This is a genomic window from Streptomyces sp. NPDC017529, assembly GCF_044329785.1.
Lineage (GTDB): Bacteria > Actinomycetota > Actinomycetes > Streptomycetales > Streptomycetaceae > Streptomyces.
The window spans coordinates 25,216-41,239 of the sequence record NZ_JBIRJY010000003.1; the positions used below are offsets into that span (position 1 = coordinate 25,216).

13 protein-coding genes and 1 pseudogene are annotated in these 16,024 nt (G+C 74.4%); 7 read left to right on the forward strand and 7 right to left on the reverse strand.

All coding sequences use genetic code 11. The features are described 5' to 3' along the window. Positions 1-7: 7 nt before the first annotated feature. Positions 8-2,203 (reverse strand): acyl-CoA dehydrogenase, encoded by a 2,196-nt coding sequence (locus ACH4K4_RS07420; protein WP_398165455.1) that lies wholly within the window; start codon positions 2,201-2,203, stop codon positions 8-10. Positions 2,204-2,451: 248 nt separating this feature from the next. Between ACH4K4_RS07420 and ACH4K4_RS07425 the strand changes: the two genes are divergently transcribed. The 4 genes from ACH4K4_RS07425 (at position 2,452) to ACH4K4_RS07440 (ending at position 6,218) form a co-directional block, all read left to right on the forward strand. Continuing rightward, positions 2,452-3,102, forward strand: a complete 651-nt coding sequence (locus ACH4K4_RS07425; RefSeq protein WP_398165456.1) for a class I SAM-dependent methyltransferase — start codon at positions 2,452-2,454, stop codon at positions 3,100-3,102. A gap of 21 nt (positions 3,103-3,123) precedes the next feature. After that, positions 3,124-4,059, forward strand: coding sequence for an N-acetylmuramoyl-L-alanine amidase (locus tag ACH4K4_RS07430; RefSeq protein WP_398165457.1), 936 nt, complete (start codon positions 3,124-3,126; stop codon positions 4,057-4,059). A 141-nt stretch (positions 4,060-4,200) separates the two neighbouring features. Further along, complete coding sequence (locus ACH4K4_RS07435; protein WP_398165458.1) at positions 4,201-5,055, forward strand: DUF5336 domain-containing protein; 855 nt, start codon at positions 4,201-4,203, stop codon at positions 5,053-5,055. Between the two features lie 152 nt (positions 5,056-5,207). After that, positions 5,208-6,218, forward strand: a complete 1,011-nt coding sequence (locus ACH4K4_RS07440; RefSeq protein WP_398165460.1) for an LLM class F420-dependent oxidoreductase — start codon at positions 5,208-5,210, stop codon at positions 6,216-6,218. A gap of 44 nt (positions 6,219-6,262) precedes the next feature. On the opposite strand, the gene ACH4K4_RS07445 is transcribed toward ACH4K4_RS07440, so the two are convergent. Next, the gene (locus ACH4K4_RS07445; protein WP_398166285.1) at positions 6,263-7,057 is read right to left on the reverse strand and encodes a maleylpyruvate isomerase family mycothiol-dependent enzyme; all 795 of its coding nucleotides are present in this window, start codon (positions 7,055-7,057) and stop codon (positions 6,263-6,265) included. A gap of 120 nt (positions 7,058-7,177) precedes the next feature. On the opposite strand from ACH4K4_RS07445, the gene ACH4K4_RS07450 reads away from it, so the two are divergent. Continuing rightward, entirely contained in the window at positions 7,178-7,477 is a 300-nt protein-coding gene (locus ACH4K4_RS07450) for a hypothetical protein (protein WP_398165461.1), read from the forward strand. 53 nt (positions 7,478-7,530) lie between these two features. On the opposite strand, the gene ACH4K4_RS07455 is transcribed toward ACH4K4_RS07450, so the two are convergent. The 3 genes from ACH4K4_RS07455 to ACH4K4_RS07465 form a co-directional block, all read right to left on the reverse strand. After that, positions 7,531-8,601: a prenyltransferase gene (locus ACH4K4_RS07455; protein WP_398165462.1), complete on the reverse strand. Its 1,071-nt coding sequence runs from the start codon at positions 8,599-8,601 to the stop codon at positions 7,531-7,533. Beyond that, entirely contained in the window at positions 8,598-9,368 is a 771-nt protein-coding gene (locus tag ACH4K4_RS07460; RefSeq protein WP_398165463.1) for a methyltransferase domain-containing protein, read from the reverse strand. The genes ACH4K4_RS07455 and ACH4K4_RS07460 overlap by 4 nt, the downstream gene beginning before the upstream one ends. Positions 9,369-9,458: 90 nt before the next feature. Beyond that, positions 9,459-10,838 (reverse strand): glycosyltransferase family 4 protein, encoded by a 1,380-nt coding sequence (locus ACH4K4_RS07465; RefSeq protein ID WP_398165465.1) that lies wholly within the window; start codon positions 10,836-10,838, stop codon positions 9,459-9,461. Between the two features lie 295 nt (positions 10,839-11,133). Here ACH4K4_RS07465 and ACH4K4_RS07470 point away from each other — a divergent pair, with 295 nt between their 5' ends. Together ACH4K4_RS07470 and ACH4K4_RS07475 are read left to right on the forward strand one after the other, a co-directional pair. Beyond that, entirely contained in the window at positions 11,134-11,766 is a 633-nt protein-coding gene (locus ACH4K4_RS07470) for a TetR family transcriptional regulator (protein ID WP_398165467.1), read from the forward strand. 121 nt (positions 11,767-11,887) lie between these two features. Next, positions 11,888-12,478 (forward strand): annotated as a pseudogene (locus tag ACH4K4_RS07475) (response regulator); the annotation flags it as partial. Here ACH4K4_RS07475 and ACH4K4_RS07480 read toward each other — a convergent pair. Together ACH4K4_RS07480 and ACH4K4_RS07485 are read right to left on the reverse strand one after the other, a co-directional pair. After that, a complete protein-coding gene (locus ACH4K4_RS07480; protein ID WP_398165468.1) occupies positions 12,404-14,287 on the reverse strand; it encodes an ATP-binding cassette domain-containing protein in 1,884 nt (627 codons plus the stop codon). The pseudogene ACH4K4_RS07475 and the gene ACH4K4_RS07480 sit on opposite strands and share 75 nt — an antisense overlap. Further along, positions 14,280-15,986 carry an ATP-binding cassette domain-containing protein gene (locus ACH4K4_RS07485; protein WP_398165470.1) on the reverse strand — a complete coding sequence of 569 codons (1,707 nt, stop codon included), beginning with the start codon at positions 15,984-15,986 and terminating at the stop codon, positions 14,280-14,282. The genes ACH4K4_RS07480 and ACH4K4_RS07485 overlap by 8 nt, the downstream gene beginning before the upstream one ends. Between the last annotated feature and the right edge of the window lie 38 nt (positions 15,987-16,024).

Sequence of the window (16,024 nt, forward strand, 5' to 3'; positions counted from 1 at the left end):
CCCGCGGTCAGCCGACCGGGCGCGGTTCGGGGTCCCTGGGCAGGCCGAGCAGCCGCTCCGCGACGACGTTCAGCTGCACCTGTGTCGTACCGCCCGCGATCGTCAGGCAGCGGGACATCAGGAAGCCGTGCAGGGCGCGGCCCGCGCCGCCCTCCCCCGTCGCGCCTTCCGGGCCGAGGAGTTCGAGCGCCAGCTCGGCGACCTTCTGCTGGTGTGCCGTCTGCACCAGCTTGCGGATGCTGGCTCCGGCGCCCGGCTCCAGCCCGGAGACCTGCTGGAGGGTGGTGCGCAGCCCGATGCACGCCAGCGCGTGCGCCTCGGCGGCGAGCCCGCCCACGCGCTCGCGCACCGTGTCGTCCAGCCCGGCCGACCGCTCGATCAGCGTCTCCAGGCCGGCGCCGAAGGTCACCTGGTCGGCCATGTGGACGCGCTCGTTGCCCAGCGTGTGCCGGGCCACCCGCCAGCCGTCGCCCACCTCCCCCACCACCGCGTCCGCCGGCAGCGGCACGTCGTCGAAGTAGACCTCGCAGAAGAGGGAGTCGCCGGTGATCTCCTTCAGCGGCCGCACTTCGACGCCGGGAGCCGCCATGTCGACGAGGAAGAAGGTCAGCCCCTGGTGCTTGGGCGCGCCGGGGTCCGTACGGGCGAGCAGGATGCCGTGGTCCGCCCGCTGGGCCGCCGAGGTCCACACCTTCTGGCCGTTGACGCGCCAGCCGCCGGCCACCCGCTCGGCCCGGGTGCGCAGCGCGGCCAGGTCGGAACCGGCCTCCGGCTCGGAGAACAGCTGGCACCACGACTGGTCGCCGCGGAGCGTCGGCAGCAGGTGGCGCTCCTTCTGTTCCGGCGTCCCGTAGGTGATCAGCGAGGGCACCACCCAGGTGGCGATGCCCAGACCGCCGACTTCGACGCCCGCGTCGCGCAGCTCCCGCTGGATCGCGAGCTGCTGGACGGGGCCCGCGCCCAGGCCGTACGGGGCGGGCAAGTGCGGCGCCGCGTATCCGGTGGGCGCCAGTTCGCGGCGTACGGCGGCGGGGTCGAGGCCGCGTACCGCGCCGATCACCTCGCGGGCCTGCTCGCGGTAGGCGGCCGCCTCCCGCGACCGCTCCGCCGGCAGGTCCGTGCGCAGCTCGCGCCGGGCGCCCCGCGCGCCGAGCCCCGCCGCCCGCAGCCGGTGCGCGGTGCCACCGCCGAGCAGTTGGCGGGCCACGGTCGCCCGCCGCAGGTACAGGTGCGCGTCGTGCTCCCAGGTGAAGCCGATGCCGCCGAGGAGCTGGATGCAGTCCTTGGCGCAGGTGAAGGCGGCGTCCAGGGCGGTGGCCGCGGCCAGCGCGCCGACGAGGCCGCGGGCCGCGGGGTCCTCGTCCGCCGCGCGTGCCGCGTCCCACGCCAGGGCGCGCGCCTGCTCGACGCGTACGAGCATGTCGGCGCAGAGGTGCTTGACGGCCTGGAACCTGCCGATCGGCCCGCCGAACTGCTCGCGCACGGTGGCGTGTTCCGACGCGGTGTGCAGCGCCCAGGAGGCCGTGCCGCACGCCTCGGCGGCGAACAGCGCCGCCGCCAGGTCCCGTACGAGGCCGCTGTCGATGTCCAGCACCCGGCCGGCCGGTACGCGGACGCCCTCGGCCGCGATGCCGGCGGCCGGGCGCGTCGGGTCGGCGGCGGTGGCCGGCACCCGTACGGACAGCGCGTCGGTGTCGGCGGCGAGCCAGACGGTGCCCGCCGGCGCCTCGGCCGCCAGGACGATCAGGTCGGCGTCGCCACCGCCGAGGACGGGCGGTGCCGCGCCGTCCAGTACGTAGCCGCCGTCCGTCCGGGCCGCGCGCAGCGTGCCCGCGCCGAGCGCGACGGCGCCGATGCGCTCGCCCGCCGCCAGGGCGCGCACAAGGCCGGGGGCGCCGCCGCGCCGCAGCAGTTCGGAGGCGAGCACGCTGGGCAGGTACGGCCCCGGCAGCGCGGCGCGGCCGGTCTCCTCCAGTACGACGGCGAGGTCGAGGAGGTCCCCGCCGCCCCCGCCGTCCGCCTCGGGCAGGTGCGGGCCGAGCAGGCCCATCGCGGCGAGGCCGTCCCAGTACGCGGGGCGCCCGCGCCGGCCGGCCCCGGCGTCCAGCAGCTTGCGCAGCTCCTCCGGCGGCACGGTGCGGGCCGCCCACCCCCGTACCGCCTGGGCCAGGTCCTGGTGTTCCGGTGTGATGGCGATACCCATGGCGGGCACAGTAGAACAGGTTCCAAACTGACGGTAGGTCAGGTCGGGGCCGGATCGCGGGCCGGACGGGCGGGCCGGACGGGCGGGCCGGACGGCCGGGACCCGTGACCAGATCCGCGACCGGGACCCGGGTCCGGAGCCCGCGTCCGGGGTCCGCCCCGCCCGGCCGCGCATGACCGGCACGTACGATCCGTCGTTGTGAGTCACCGCCGCACGCCCCGGTGACCGTACGACTAGGAGGAATCCCCATGGCCGCCGCGAACGCCCCCAAGCCGGAGACCCTCGCCGCATTCGAGGCGGCCAAGGGCTTCATGCCCCTCGACGAGGGCCTCGCGCTCTACGACGCCGCCGCGCGGGCCGCGGCGCTGGGGCTGCCGCTCGTGGAGGTCGGTACCTACTGCGGCCGCTCCACGATCCTGCTCGCCGACGCCGCACGCGCGGCCGGCGTGACGGCCGTCACCGTCGACCACCACCGCGGCAGCGAGGAGCAGCAGCCCGGCTGGGAGTACCACGACCCGTCCGTGGTCGACCCGGAGGTCGGCCTGATGGACACCCTGCCCACCTTCCGCCGCACGCTGTACGCGGCCGGGCTGGAGGACCACGTCGTGGCGCTGGTGGGCCGCTCCCCGCAGATCGCCGCGATCTGGAACACGCCCGTCGGCCTGGTCTTCGTCGACGGCGGGCACACCGACGAGCACGCCACCGCCGACTACGAGGGCTGGGCACCGCACGTCGCGCCCGGCGGGCTGCTCGTCGTCCACGACGTCTTCGCCGACCCGGCGGACGGCGGCCAGGCCCCGTACCGCGTCTACCGCCGCGCCCTGGAATCCGGCGCCTTCACCGAAATGTCGGCACACGGATCGCTGCACGTACTGCGTCGCACCGGCGAAGGCCACTGACCTCCCCACTACGATCGCGATGTGTCGAACGGCAGTACATTCCCCCCGCGCCGCCGCTTCGGCGGCACCCTCGTCGTCGTCCTGGCCGCACTGCTGGCCGCCTGCGCCGCCGGCTGGCTGATCTGGCGGTCCGCGAGCGGCCACGGCGGCGGCAGACCGCCGAAGGCGCTGCCGGCGCCGAGCCCGGACACACCCGGCGAGGACACGCCCGGCAAGGACGCGGACGGCGAGGCCGGCCGGGACGGCAAGGGCGACGAGCCCGGGTCCGGCGGCCGGGCCGGCACCCGCCTCAAGGGCAAGATCGTCCTCATCGATCCCGGCCACAACACCCGCAACCGCGACCACGCCCGGGAGATCGCGCGCCAGGTGGACGTCGGCAACGGGCGCAAGGAGTGCGACACCACCGGCACCTCCACCAACGACGGGTACGCCGAGGCGTCCTTCACCCTCGACGTGGCGCGGCGCGCCCGTACCCTCCTCCAGGCCGAGGGCGCCAAGGTCGTCTTCACCCAGGACGGCGACCGCCCGTACGGCCCGTGCGTGGACGAGCGCGCCCGCGCCGGGAACGAGGCCGGGGCCGACGCCGCCGTCTCCGTGCACGCCGACGGCTCGGGTGAGGGGAACCGGGGCTTCCACGTGATCCTCCCCGCCCGCGTCACCGCCGGCACGGCGGACACCTCCGCCATCGTCGGCCCCTCCCGGCGGCTCGGCGAACACCTGGCGGGCCGGTTCGTGGCACTGACCGGGAGCGCCCCGGCCAATTACATCGGCGGCGGAACCGGCCTTGACGTGCGCTCCGACCTGGGCGGCCTCAACCTCTCCCGTATTCCCAAGGTGTTCCTGGAGTGCGGCAATATGCGGGACGCGAAGGACGCCGCGCAATTGACCGACGCGAAATGGCGGGAAAAGGCCGCGCGCGGGATCAGCGAGGGCATTGCGGACTTCCTGGCGGAGTAGATACCGACAGGACGGCCCACAGGATCCGGCGGTAGGTTCCCCCTTACGATGGGGGGCCACCCCGCGCCTCGCCATGCGCCCACCAGCGCATAGGCAGCGACAGCGACGACCAAAACACCGGAACCGACAAAGGACCCTTACGTGAACATCCGCTCCCTCACTAGAGGCGACGGCGTGGTGATCGGAGCAGCGGTGTTGCTGTTCATCGCCTCGTTTCTCGACAGCAGCTCGTACGACGGCTCCGACTGCACCGGCAGCTTCTGCCCGAAAATCACCTCCACGAACGCGTGGGACGCGCTGCCCCTGCTGATGGGCGTGTACCTGGGCGGCGTGCTCGCGGCCGCCCTGATCGTCGTGGCGCGTGCCCTGCCGCAGCCGCTGAAGGTGGCCGGCCTCGACCTCGGCCAGTTCGGCGTCGCGTTCTCCGTGTTCGCCGCCTGGCTCGCCTTCTGGACGATCGTCAGCGCCTCCGGCGCGGGCGCCGGCCTGATCCTCGGTCTGATCGCGGCCCTCGTCCTGGCCGGCGCGGCCGTGGCCACCCCGCTCGTCCCCGCCCTCAAGGCCGGTCTCATCCCCGCCCCGCGGCCGCAGGCGCCGTCCCCGTACGGCGCGGCCCCCGGCCAGGGCTACGGCTACCCCGGCGCCCACCAGCAGCAGCCGGCCCCCGGCGGGTACGGCTACCCGGGCGCCCAGCAGCCCGGCCAGCCGCAGCCGGGCCAGGGCCAGCCGGGCCCGCAGACGTTCGGCGGCCAGCAGCCCGCGCCGGCCGCCGCGCAGCAGCCCGCCGCCCCCGCCGCGGACTTCGCGCCGTTCTGGTTCGCGGTGCCCGTCGCGCGCCCGCTGTACGGCGAGGACGGCGCGCCGACGCCGATCGCCGAGCTGGCGCCCGGCACGTGGTACCTGGCCGTCGACCAGCGCGGCCCGGCGCTCGTCGCGCAGACCCAGGACGGGCGCCGCGGCGTCCTCCAGGACACCACCGGCATCCAGCGCGGCTGACGCACGCGCGCGTGCACCGCACGGCCCCTCGCCCCCGGGCGCGAGGGGCCGTCGCCATACCGACCCGCCCTTCCCTTCCCCTCCCCCGCCTCGTACAGTGCATCCACCGCACCTGACGCCCCGTCAGCAGGCCGGTACGGGAGGGCACCGCCATGCGACTCGGCCTGGCACTCGGCTACTGGGGCCGCGGCCCCGACCCCCGGCACGTCGAACTGGCCCAGGAGGCCGAGCGGCTGGGCTACGACTCCGTATGGACCGCCGAGGCCTGGGGCTCCGACGCGTTCACCGCGCTCACGTGGATCGCGGCCCACACGTCCCGCGTCAAACTGGGCACCGCCATCGCGCAGATGGCCGCCCGCACCCCCACCGCCACCGCGATGCAGGCCCTGACCCTGGACCACCTGTCCGGCGGCCGGATGCGGCTCGGGCTCGGCCTGTCCGGGCCGCAGGTGGTCGAGGGCTGGTACGGCCGCCCGTTCCCCGCGAGCCCGCTCACCGCCACCCGCGAGTACGTGGACATCGTCCGCCAGGTCCTGCGCAGGGAAGCCCCGGTGACCCTCGACGGCCGCTTCCACCCGCTCCCCTACCGCGGCCCCGACGCCACCGGCCTGGGCAAACCCCTCAAGCCCATCACCCACCCGCGCCGCGCCGACCTCCCCGTCCTCCTCGGCGCCGAGGGCCCCAAGAACATCGCCCAGACCACCCGCATCGCCGACGGCTGGCTCCCGCTGTACTGGTCGCCGTACCGCACCGACGCGTACGAGGCACCGCTCGCCGGCGCCCCCGACGGCTTCCTGGTCGCGCCGATGGCCCTCGCGCGGGTCTGCGACGACGTCGCCGAGGGCCTGCTCCCCGTCAAGGGCATGCTCGCCTTCTACATCGGCGGCATGGGCCACGCGGCCCGCAACTTCCACGCGGACCTGATGTCCCGCATGGGCTACCCGGACGAGGCCCGCCGCATCCAGGACCTCTTTCGCCGGGGCCGCCGCGCGGAAGCCGTCCGCGCCGTCCCCGACGCCTTCGCCGACGCCATCTCCCTGACCGGCCCGCGCGCCCGCATCGCCGACCGCCTCGCCGCCTGGCGCGAGGGCCCGGTGACCGACCTTCTGATCACCACCCGCGACCCGCACACCCTGCGCGTCCTGGCGGAGCTCAACACCTGACCGGCACCCCACCCGCCTGGAAATCGAACCCGAGGTCTCGTCCCTCAGCCGAACGAGGAAACCGACAGCCACTCGTCCAGGAACGCCCGGTCGCCGGTGATTTCGACGCCGGGGGTGTCGGGCGAGAGACGGCGGTAGTAGACGCGGAGCAGGTCGGCGGCGGGGGCGTGAAGGGTGACGGTGGCTTCTTCGGCGGTGTGGCGGTAGGCGGGGGCGGTGCCGCTGAGGTCGACGACCCAGTCGGCGTGGGTGCCGGGCGGGGTGTCGGTCGCGTGCAGGCGCAGGGTGCGGCCGGTGCCGAGGAGGCGGTTGGACTCGTGGTCGGGCCGGAGGGTGGGGATCATGCAGATCAGTTGCGTGTACTCCTCGATGGTGTCGGCGGCCACCTCCGGGTCCAGGAGGAAGTCGGCGCCGGTCGTGGCCGCCGCGTCGGCCCGGTGGACGACCGTCTCGTGGGTCATCCGCCGTGCCCAGAAGCCGGACGGCTGCCCCGGTGCCCAGACCCAGATCGGGGTGTCGGGCCCGATCCCGCGCAGCGCCTCGGTGGTCAGCCGTGCGCCCTCGGCCAGCCAGGCGTCCAGTGCCGCCGGGTCGCTGCCCGCCGGGCCCTTGTACTCGGGGACCGAGTCGAACGGCACCATCTCGGTGGCCCGGGTCCGTACGGTCGTGTCGACCCAGCGGAGTGCGCCGCCGACGTGCCGTATGAGGTCTTCCAGGGTCCAGTCCGGACAGGTCGGCACGGTCGCCTTCAGGTCGCCGCCGCGTACGGTGCGCCGGAACGCGTCGGCCTCGGCGAGGACTTCGGCGCAGTAGCGCTCGTGGTCAAGTGTCCCGATCATGGTGGTCATGGGTCGCACTGTAACGGCCGCAGTGCTCGGCCGGACGCCGGGCCCCGGCCCAACGGGCCGGGGCTGTAGGGGGAGTTGTTTATTCCGGGCTTACGCGGCTACCCGGCCGGCATGGCCAGCAGACACCGGTACGGAAGCAGTCACGCGGCCACGGCCGTCACCGTCATCGCGGACGTCACCGCCCTGATCCTGGGCCTGTGGATCGCGATGTACCTGCTCGACGCGAACCGCGCCAACGACTTGGTGCACTTCGTCCAGGGCGCGGCGCGGTGGCTGGCGGGCTGGTCCTACGACCTGTTCACCTTCGACACGGACTGGCTGCGGACGCTGGTGAACTACGGGCTGCCGGCGCTCGTGTACCTCGTCGTCGGGCACGCGCTCGCGGCCCGTATCCGGCGCATCGAGCACTGAGGAGACGGTGGGGCGGCGGTGCGTGGGGCCGCCCCACCGGGCAGCGGCAGCGGTCAGCGGCAGCAGTCCGGGTCCAGTCCCGTCGGCAGGCGTTCGCCCCCGAAGACCGCGGTGGTCGCCTCGTCTCCCCCCAGCGCGGCCACGGCGAGCAGCATCGATCCCGCCGTCCAGGAGGTCTGTTCCTCGGGCCAGACGGCGTCGTCGTCGAAGACGTAGCCCGTCCAGTACATGCCGTTGTCGGCGCGCAGGTGCTGGACCCACTTGAGGACCTGGACGGCACTGTCGGACTCGCCCATCGCCCAGAGCGCGAGGGCCAGTTCGGCGCTCTCGCCGCCGGTGACCCAGGGGTTGGGCAGGACGCAGCGCACACCGAGCCCCGGGACGACGAAGTCCTCCCAGGCGGACTCGATGCGCTCCTTGGCGGCGGTGCCGCGCAGGGCGCCGCCGAGGACCGGGTAGTACCAGTCCATGGAGTAGTGCGCCTTGTCGAGGAAGCGTTCGGGGTGGTGCCGGATGGCGTGGCCGAGGCGGCCGAGGGCCAGTTCCCAGTCGGGCTGGGGTTCCTCGCGCTGTTCGGCGATGGCCAGGGCGCAGCGCAGCGCCTGGTAGACGGAGGAGGAGCCGGTCAGCAGCGCGTCGGTGACGGACGTTCCGTCGTCCTCGCGCTTCCAGCCGATCTCGCCGCCGGGCTGCTGGAGGTCGAGGACGAACTCCATGGCCGCGTAGACGGCGGGCCACATGCGGTCGACGAAGGTGTCGTCGCCGGTGGACAGGTAGTGGTGCCAGACGCCGACGGCGAGGTAGGCGCAGAAGTTGGTCTCGCGGGCGCGGTCGGTGGGGGCCGTGGCGTCCCCGTCGGCGTAGGCCGCGTACCAGGAGCCGTCCGGGTTCTGGTGCCGGGCCAGCCAGGCGTACGCGGCCTCCGCGCGCTCGTGCTCGCCGGCCGCGTCCAGGGCCATGGCGGCCTCGGTGTGGTCCCACGGGTCGAGGTGGTGGCCGCGGAACCAGGGGATGGCGCCGTCCTCGCGCTGGGTGGCCAGGATGCCGGCGACCGTGCGGGCCGCTTGTTCCGCGGTGAGCACTCCGGGCAGGACCAGGCGCTCCGTGCGCCCCGGGCTCGTCACTTGGCGGCCCCGGCGGCGTCCGTGGCGGCGGCGTCCGTGGCGGCGGCCACGGGCAGGTGCGGCTTGGTGGCGTACGCGACGAAGCTCTTGCCGATCACCGGGTTGAGCAGTTGCTCGGCCATCCGCGTGGCCAGCGGCTTCTTCATGATGTCCCAGACCAGCAGCTTGTGGTACGCCTTGACCGGCAGCGCCTGGTCGTTGTCGACGCCGAAGGCGCACTTGAGCCACCAGTAGGGGCTGTGCAGCCCGTGCGCGTGGTGGGTGCCGTACGGCTTCAGGCCCGCCTCGCGCATCTTGCCGAGGAGTTCGTCGGCCTTGTAGATGCGGATGTGGCCGCCCTCGACCTCGTGGTACTCGTCGCTCAGCGCCCAGCAGACCTTCTCCGGGCCGTAGCGCGGCACGGTCACCGCGATCCGCCCGCCGGGCCGCAGCACCCGCACCATCTCGGCGAGCACGCCCTTGTCGTCGGGGATGTGCTCCATGACCTCGGAGATGATGACGACGTCGAAGCTCTCGTCGGGGAACGGCAGGGCCAGCGCGTCGCCCTCCATGGCGGTGGCGGTGGCGCCCGCCGGGGCCTCCCCCGCCTCCTTCATCGCGGCGAACCACTTGGCGACCTCGCGGATCTCCTCGGCGTTCTGGTCGAGGGCCACGACCTGCGCGCCGCGCCGGTAGCACTCGAAGGCGTGCCGGCCCGCGCCGCAGCCCAGGTCGAGGACGCGGTCGCCCTGCGCCAGCGGGAATCGGGAAAAGTCGACGGTCAGCAAGGGCTCTCTGCTTTCGTCCTGGGGGGCCGCGTGCCTAGGGCCGGCGGCGGTGGGTCATGGCGGTGGTGGTAGGTACCCGGCCGGGGCGCATCAGGCGCGGCCGGCGGGGGACGGTGCGGTGGCGGGCGCGGGGCGGCGGGTGGCGGACCCGCCGGAGGACTGCAGGGCGATGGCTTCGCGGTAGCGCTCGGCGGTGCCGATGGCGGCCTGGCGCCAGGTGAAGCGGGCGAGGACGCGTTCGCGTCCGGCGGCGCCGAGGCGGCGGCGCAGCGCGTCGTCGTCCAGCAGGCGGACGAGCCCGGCGGCCAGCGCGCCCGCGTCGCCCGGCGGCACGGACAGGCAGGTCTCGCCGTCGGGCCCGGAGACCTCGGGAATGGCGCCGCCGGTGGTGGCCAGCAGCGGCGTACCGGTGGCCATGGCTTCGGCGGCGGGCAGCGAGAAGCCTTCGTAGAGGGAGGGGACGCAGGCGACCTGGGCGCCGCGGACCAGGTCGACGAGTTCGGCGTCGGTGATGCCCTTGACGAACTCGATGGCGTCGCCGAGGCCGTGCCGTTCGATGGCGGCGGCGACCGGGCCGTCGTCGGCGCGCTTGCCGACGACGACGAGGTGGGCGCGCGGGTTTTCGGTACGGACCTTGGCGAGCGCCTCCACGAGGTGGACGAGGCCCTTGAGGGGCACGTCGGCGCTGGAGGTGGTGACGATGCGGCCGGGGATCTCGGGGACCGAGGGGTCGGGCGAGAAGAGGTCGGTGTCGGCGCCGATGTGCACGACGTGGATGCGGCCGTCGCGTACGCCGAGGTGGTCGACGATCTCCTGGCGGGAGGAGCCGGAGACGGTCAGCACCGACGGCAGGCGGCGGGCGACGCGCTTCTGCATCCGGGTGAAGCCGTACCAGCGGCGTACGGAGGCGCGGCGCTTCCAGCCCTCCGCGGCGTCGAGGTCGAGCCGCCGGTCGACGGTGATGGGGTGGTGGATGGTGGTGACCAGGGGCGCGCCGAGGTCGCCGAGCAGGCCGTAGCCGAGGGTCTGGTTGTCGTGCACGACGTCGAAGTCGCCGCGCCGCGCCGCGAGGTGGCGGCGGGCCCGCAAGGAGAAGGTGAGCGGCTCGGGGAAGCCGCCGGTCCACATGGTGCCGACCTCGACGGCGTCGATCCAGTCCCGGTACTCGCCGCGCTTGGGGGTGCGGAAGGGGTCGGGCTGGCGGTACAGGTCGAGGCTGGGCAGCTCGGTGAGCACGACTCCCTCGTCGAGGACCGGGTACGGCTGCGCGCCGATCACTTCGACGGTGTGGCCGAGGCGGGCCAGCTCGCGGGAGAGGTGGCGGACGTAGACGCCCTGACCGCCGCAGAACGGGTTGCCTTTGTAGCTCAGCAGGGCGATGCGCAGGGGGCGGTCGCCGTCCGGGCCCGGGGAGGCAGCGGGGGCCTCGGCGGGGTGCGGCGCGACTGCCTGGACGGCCTCGGCGGACACTCTCGGCCCCCTTCTCGCTGGACTTTCGCCGGAGCGTAACCGCTGGCGCTAATCTAGAACAAGTTTCAGTGCGGATCGGCCACGGCCGGTCGGCGGCCGGTCTCCGGCCACCCGGCAGGGCCCTGCGGCCGATCGGCTACTGATCAGTTCAAGAGCTTCGAATCTACCGGCCCCCACCCCGGCGAAAAGAGCCGCACCAGGTGATTCGCGCCACGGACCACGGCCCTGCCATGCTGTGCCGATCGCTTGACCGGTACGCGCCGCACCGCGGACGGACTGTCACGGAATGGGACATATGACTACGGATTCCAAAGCGGCCGGATCGGCGCTTCCCGCCAGTCCTCCCCTGACCGAGCGTCAGGAAGCCCGGCGGCGCCGCATCCTGCACGCCAGTGCCCGGCTGGCCGTCCGCGGCGGGTTCGACGCCGTACAGATGCGCGAGGTCGCCGAGTCCTCCGACGTCGCGCTCGGCACCCTCTACCGGTACTTCCCCTCCAAGATCCACCTGCTGGTGGCGACCATGCAGGACCAGTTGCAGCACATGCACGAGACGCTGCGCAAGCGCCCGCCGACGGAGTCGGAGCCGGGCGCCCGCGTCGCGCAGACGCTGATGCGCGCCTTCCGGGCGCTCCAGCGCGAACCCCAGCTGGCGGACGCCATGGTGCGCGCCCTGACGTTCGCCGACCGCTCGGTGAGCCCGGAGGTGGACACCGTCTCGCGGCTCACCACGGCGATCATCCTGGACGCGATGGGGCTGGACGGCGCGCCGACGCCCGAGCAGCTCTCCGCGGTCCGGGTGATCGAGCACACCTGGCACTCCGCGCTGATCACCTGGCTCTCGGGGCGCGCCTCGATCGCCCAGGTGAAGATCGACATCGAGACGGTCTGCCGGCTCATCGATGTCACGGCGCCCCGGCACCACACCTGAGGTGACGGCTACGGGCGCGTAATCCCGCGCGAAGCACATTCGGGGCGCGCAGACCCCCGTCGCGCGCCCCCTTGCCCCTGCTTGGCCAGTTCTCCGGGTCCATGACAGCGGCATTGCCGGTATGAATTCCGGGTACTCGCAACGGAGCCGGTGCACAGGGGTCTGGAGGGGGACTGCAGTGATCCGGGTACTACTGGTCCACGACATCTGTCTGTTCCGATGGGCTTTGACAGAAGTACTCGACCGGGAGAACGACATCGAAGTCGCCGCCGCCACCACCGGTGACGCAGCGGAGCGGGCGTGGGCGACACGGCCCGACGTCTGCGTGGTGGACGCCGAGAGCGCCGAGCCGGCCGGCACCGGCTTATTGCGCAAATTATCGAAGCTCGGGAAGTCGAAAGCATTTACGAAATCGCCGGCGCTGCTGGTGCTGGGATCCGCAAACCGCCCCGGGCCGCTGCGCCGGGCCTTCGAAGCCGACGCGCTGGGATTCGTCGACAAGGAGGCCTCTCCGGTGCAGTTGACCACCGGTATACGCCAAGTGGCGGCGGGGAAACGGTTCGTCGACGGATCGCTGGGCTTCGGATTCCTGCAAGCCGCCGACATTCCGCTTACCCGCCGGGAGTTGAGTGTGCTGTCACTGGCCGCCGAGGGCTCCTCGGTCTCCGAGATCGCCGGCGTCCTGCATCTGTCGGCCGGCACGGTGCGCAACTACATGTCCGCCATCACCCGCAAGACCGGAGCCCGCAACCGCGTCGACGCCATCCGCATCTCCCGCGGGGAGGGCTGGCTGTAACGGGGCAGCCCCCGGGGACGGCGTGGCGCCGGCGCCCCCGCGGCCCCAGCCGCCCGCCAGTTCACGGTAGAGGGCGGAGCGCCGCAGCAGGTCGCGGTGGCGGCCCGTACGGGCGTGCGCCCCGTCCATCACCAGGACCCGGTCGGCGCGCAGCGCCGAGCTGATGCGGTGCGCGACGACGATCAGCGAACCGCCGGGACGGGCCGCGAAGGCGCGTTCGGCGCGGGCCTCGGCCGCGGGGTCGAGGTGGCAGGTCGCCTCGTCGAGGACGACCAGCGGGGCGGGCGCGAGGTAGGCGCGGGCCAGCGCGATCAACTGGCGCTCACCGGCCGAGAGTTCGGCCGGCGCGAGCGGGGCGTCCGGCCCGCCCAGCCGGGCGAGCAGCGCGCTCGCGCCGACCGCCTCGGCGGCGGCCGCGACGTCCGCGTCGGCGACCTCGCCGGGGCACAGGTACAGCAGGTTCTCCCGCACGGTGCCGGAGAAGACGTACGCCTCCTGCGGCACCAGCACCCGGCCCTCGGTGCCGGGCCGGCAGATCTCGCCGCTGCCGGGCTCCAGCATGCCCGCGACCAGCGCGGCCAGGGTGGACTTGCCGATGCCGCTCGGGCCGACGACGGCCAGGTGCCCGCCGACCGGCAGGGTCAGGTCGAGGTTGCGCACGACCGGGTCGGCGTGCGGCCCGTACGCGAAGGTCACGCCGCTGAGTTCGACGGCGACCCCGCTACGGGGGACGCGGTGCGGCCTGGCGTCCGCGGCCCCGGCCGCCGGTACGGCGGTCAGACGGCGCAGCACCACGCCCAGCCGGGTGCCCGCCGTGCCCAGCCCGTGCATCAGGCTCTGCAGCGCGGGCAGCAGCGACTGCGACAGGTACGCGAGCGCGCCCACCAGCGCCCCGGCCGTCACCCCGCGGTCCAGCAGCCAGGGCGCGGCGACCAGCAGCAGGACGATCGGCAGCCGGCCGCTGATGCCGAGGGCGAGCACCCGGCACACGCTCCAGCGGGCCAGGGCACCGGAAGCCCGGCGTTCGGCGTCGAACCGCTCGTCCGCCGCGGCGGCCACGCTCCGCTCGGCGCCGGCCGCGGTGATGTCGCGCAGCCCGCCGACCGCCGCGCCGGTCTCCTCCGCGATGGCCTCGTCCGTGACGAGGAACGTCTCCTGCCGGCGGGCCATCGGGCGCAGGGCCGCGCCGAACAGCGCCAGCCCGAGCACCAGCGGCGGCAGGACGAGCAGCAGGAGCACGGGGGCGAGCGAGCACAGTCCGGCCAGCGCCCCGACGGTGACGAAGACGAACGACCGGGACACCAGCACCAGCCCGGCGAAGGTGTCGCGGGCGATCTCCACCTGGTGGGTCAGCCGGGAGACCGCCGCGCCGTCGGGGGCGTGCAGCCCGCGGTCGACGACCTTGCGCACCAGGCTGTCGCGCAGCGGTTCCACCAGGTCGGCCACGGCCCCGTAGACGCGCGCGGTGCCGTACGCGCCGGCGCAGACGGCGACCGCCGCGGCCGCCAGCCAGGCGACGCCGACGGCCAGGCTGCCGCCCAGGAACCCGTCGTCGAGGGCGCGGGCGAGCGCGTACCCGAGCAGGAACGTCTGCGCCGACTCCACCAGGGACCAGCCGGCGAGGCGGCCCAGGACGGCGCGCCGCCGCTTGAGGAAGCGCGCCCCCGACCGCCGCAGCGGGGCGCCGGCGGCGATCTCCGGCCGGCCCGCGATGGCCTCAGGCATGCGCCGCCTCCTCGGCTGCCGCGGCGAACAGCTCTCGGTATCCGGGTAGTTGCCACAGTTCGGTGTGGGGCGCAAGGGCACGAATGCGCCCGTCGTCGAGCCAGGCCACCAGGTCGGCGCGGGCGGCGGTGGCGGCGCGGTGCGCGATGACGATACGGGTGGCGGCCTTGACGTCGTGCAGCAAGGCGCGGGAGACGTGCAGCTCGGTGACGGTGTCCAGGCTGGAGGTCGCGTCGTCGAGGATGAGCAGCCGCTCGGCGTGCGCGAAGGCCCGTGCCAGTCCCAGGCGCTGGGTTTCGCCGCCGGACAGGGGCGCGTCGGCGCAGCGGGTCGCGTAGCCGTCCGGCAGGCGGTGGATGAACGGGGCGGCGCACGCCGCGTCGGCGGCGGCTTCCACTTCCGCGCGGGCGGGCGTGTAGGAGCCGAGTGCCAGGGTGTCCCGGAGGGTGGTGCCGAGGAGCGCCGGGCGCTCGAAGGCGTAGCCGACCGCGCGGCGCAGGGCGTCGTGTCTCAGGTCGGGCAGCGGCACGTCGTCGAGGATCACGGTGCCGGAGTCGGGGTCGGCCAGCCGCCCGGCGACCGCCGCCAGGACGGACTTGCCGGTGCCGGAGCGGCCGACGACGGCGACCGAGGTACCGCCGGGCACGGTCAGGTCCAGGCCGCGCAGTACGGTGCGGTCGCCGCGCCGTACCGTCACGCCGTGTAGCTTCAGCGTGCCGTTCCCCTGGCCGAGCGGGCGGGATCCGTAGCGCATCGCCGGGACGTCCAGGGCGTCCGCGACGCGCCGGGCCGCTGCACGGCTGTGCACCAGGCTGTTCAGGCGGCCGACGAGCTGGCCGATGCCGGTGGCGAGCACTGCGTACCGGGAAGCGGCGAGCAGCCCGCCGACGCTCAGCTCGCCCTGCGACAGGCGAATTCCGGCCACGCACAGCACCGCGATCTGGAGCAGCGGTACGAGCATGGCGGCCTGGGCCGTCGACCTGCCCAGCACGTGCCACATGCGGCGTCCGTGGCCGGCGAGGCCGGGGAGGGGGGCGAGGATACGGGCGGCTTCGCGGCGCCGGGTGCCCGCCGCGGCGATGGTGCGGGCCCCGCCGACCGCCTCGACGAGCCGCCCGGCCATCTCGCCCTGGCTCTCCTGGTAGCGCCCGACGCAGTCGCCGGTGTCCCGCGCGAAGGCGCGCAGCAGCAGGGCCAGCAGGGGCATGCCCAGGAGGAAGACGGCGGCGGTCCAGGCGTCGACGAACGCGAGGGCGACGAGCGCGCCGACCGGGGTGGCGAGCGCGGCGGCGGAGGACGCCAGGGCGGTGGGCGCGGTACCGGCGTGGGCGGCGTTGCCGACGACGCGGGTGACCAGGTCACCGGTTCCGTACCGCTCGCCGGCGCGCGGCCCGGCGGCGAGGAGGTGGCGGGTCAGGCGGCGCCGTACCCAGGCGGTGCCGCGTGCGTCGGTGGTGCCGGTGAGCAGCCCTTCGAGGGCGTCCAACAGGACGATCAGACAGGTCAGGGCCGCGCAGGCGAGCAGCCACGACCCGGCGGGGCGGTGCGTCAGCAGCAGGTCGAGGGTGTGGCCGAGGGCGGCGGGGAGGGCCAGGCCGACGCCGGCCGAGACGATGGTGAGCAGCAGGATCGCGGTGGCGCGCAGGGCGCTGTGGCGCAGGGCGCCGAGCAGCAGCCGGTCGGCGGGGGTGACGGTCACGGGCTCTCCCACGGGGGTGTGCGTGCGGCCCACGCAGG

Coding starts and splice junctions, on each gene's coding strand:
- ACH4K4_RS07420 (WP_398165455.1), bottom strand. CDS start 2,203: ATGGGTATCGCCATCACACCGGAACACCAGGACCTGGCCCAGGCGGTA.
- ACH4K4_RS07450 (WP_398165461.1), top strand. CDS start 7,178: ATGGCCAGCAGACACCGGTACGGAAGCAGTCACGCGGCCACGGCCGTC.
- ACH4K4_RS07425 (WP_398165456.1), top strand. CDS start 2,452: ATGGCCGCCGCGAACGCCCCCAAGCCGGAGACCCTCGCCGCATTCGAG.
- ACH4K4_RS07445 (WP_398166285.1), bottom strand. CDS start 7,057: ATGATCGGGACACTTGACCACGAGCGCTACTGCGCCGAAGTCCTCGCC.
- ACH4K4_RS07470 (WP_398165467.1), top strand. CDS start 11,134: ATGACTACGGATTCCAAAGCGGCCGGATCGGCGCTTCCCGCCAGTCCT.
- ACH4K4_RS07440 (WP_398165460.1), top strand. CDS start 5,208: ATGCGACTCGGCCTGGCACTCGGCTACTGGGGCCGCGGCCCCGACCCC.
- ACH4K4_RS07480 (WP_398165468.1), bottom strand. CDS start 14,287: ATGCCTGAGGCCATCGCGGGCCGGCCGGAGATCGCCGCCGGCGCCCCG.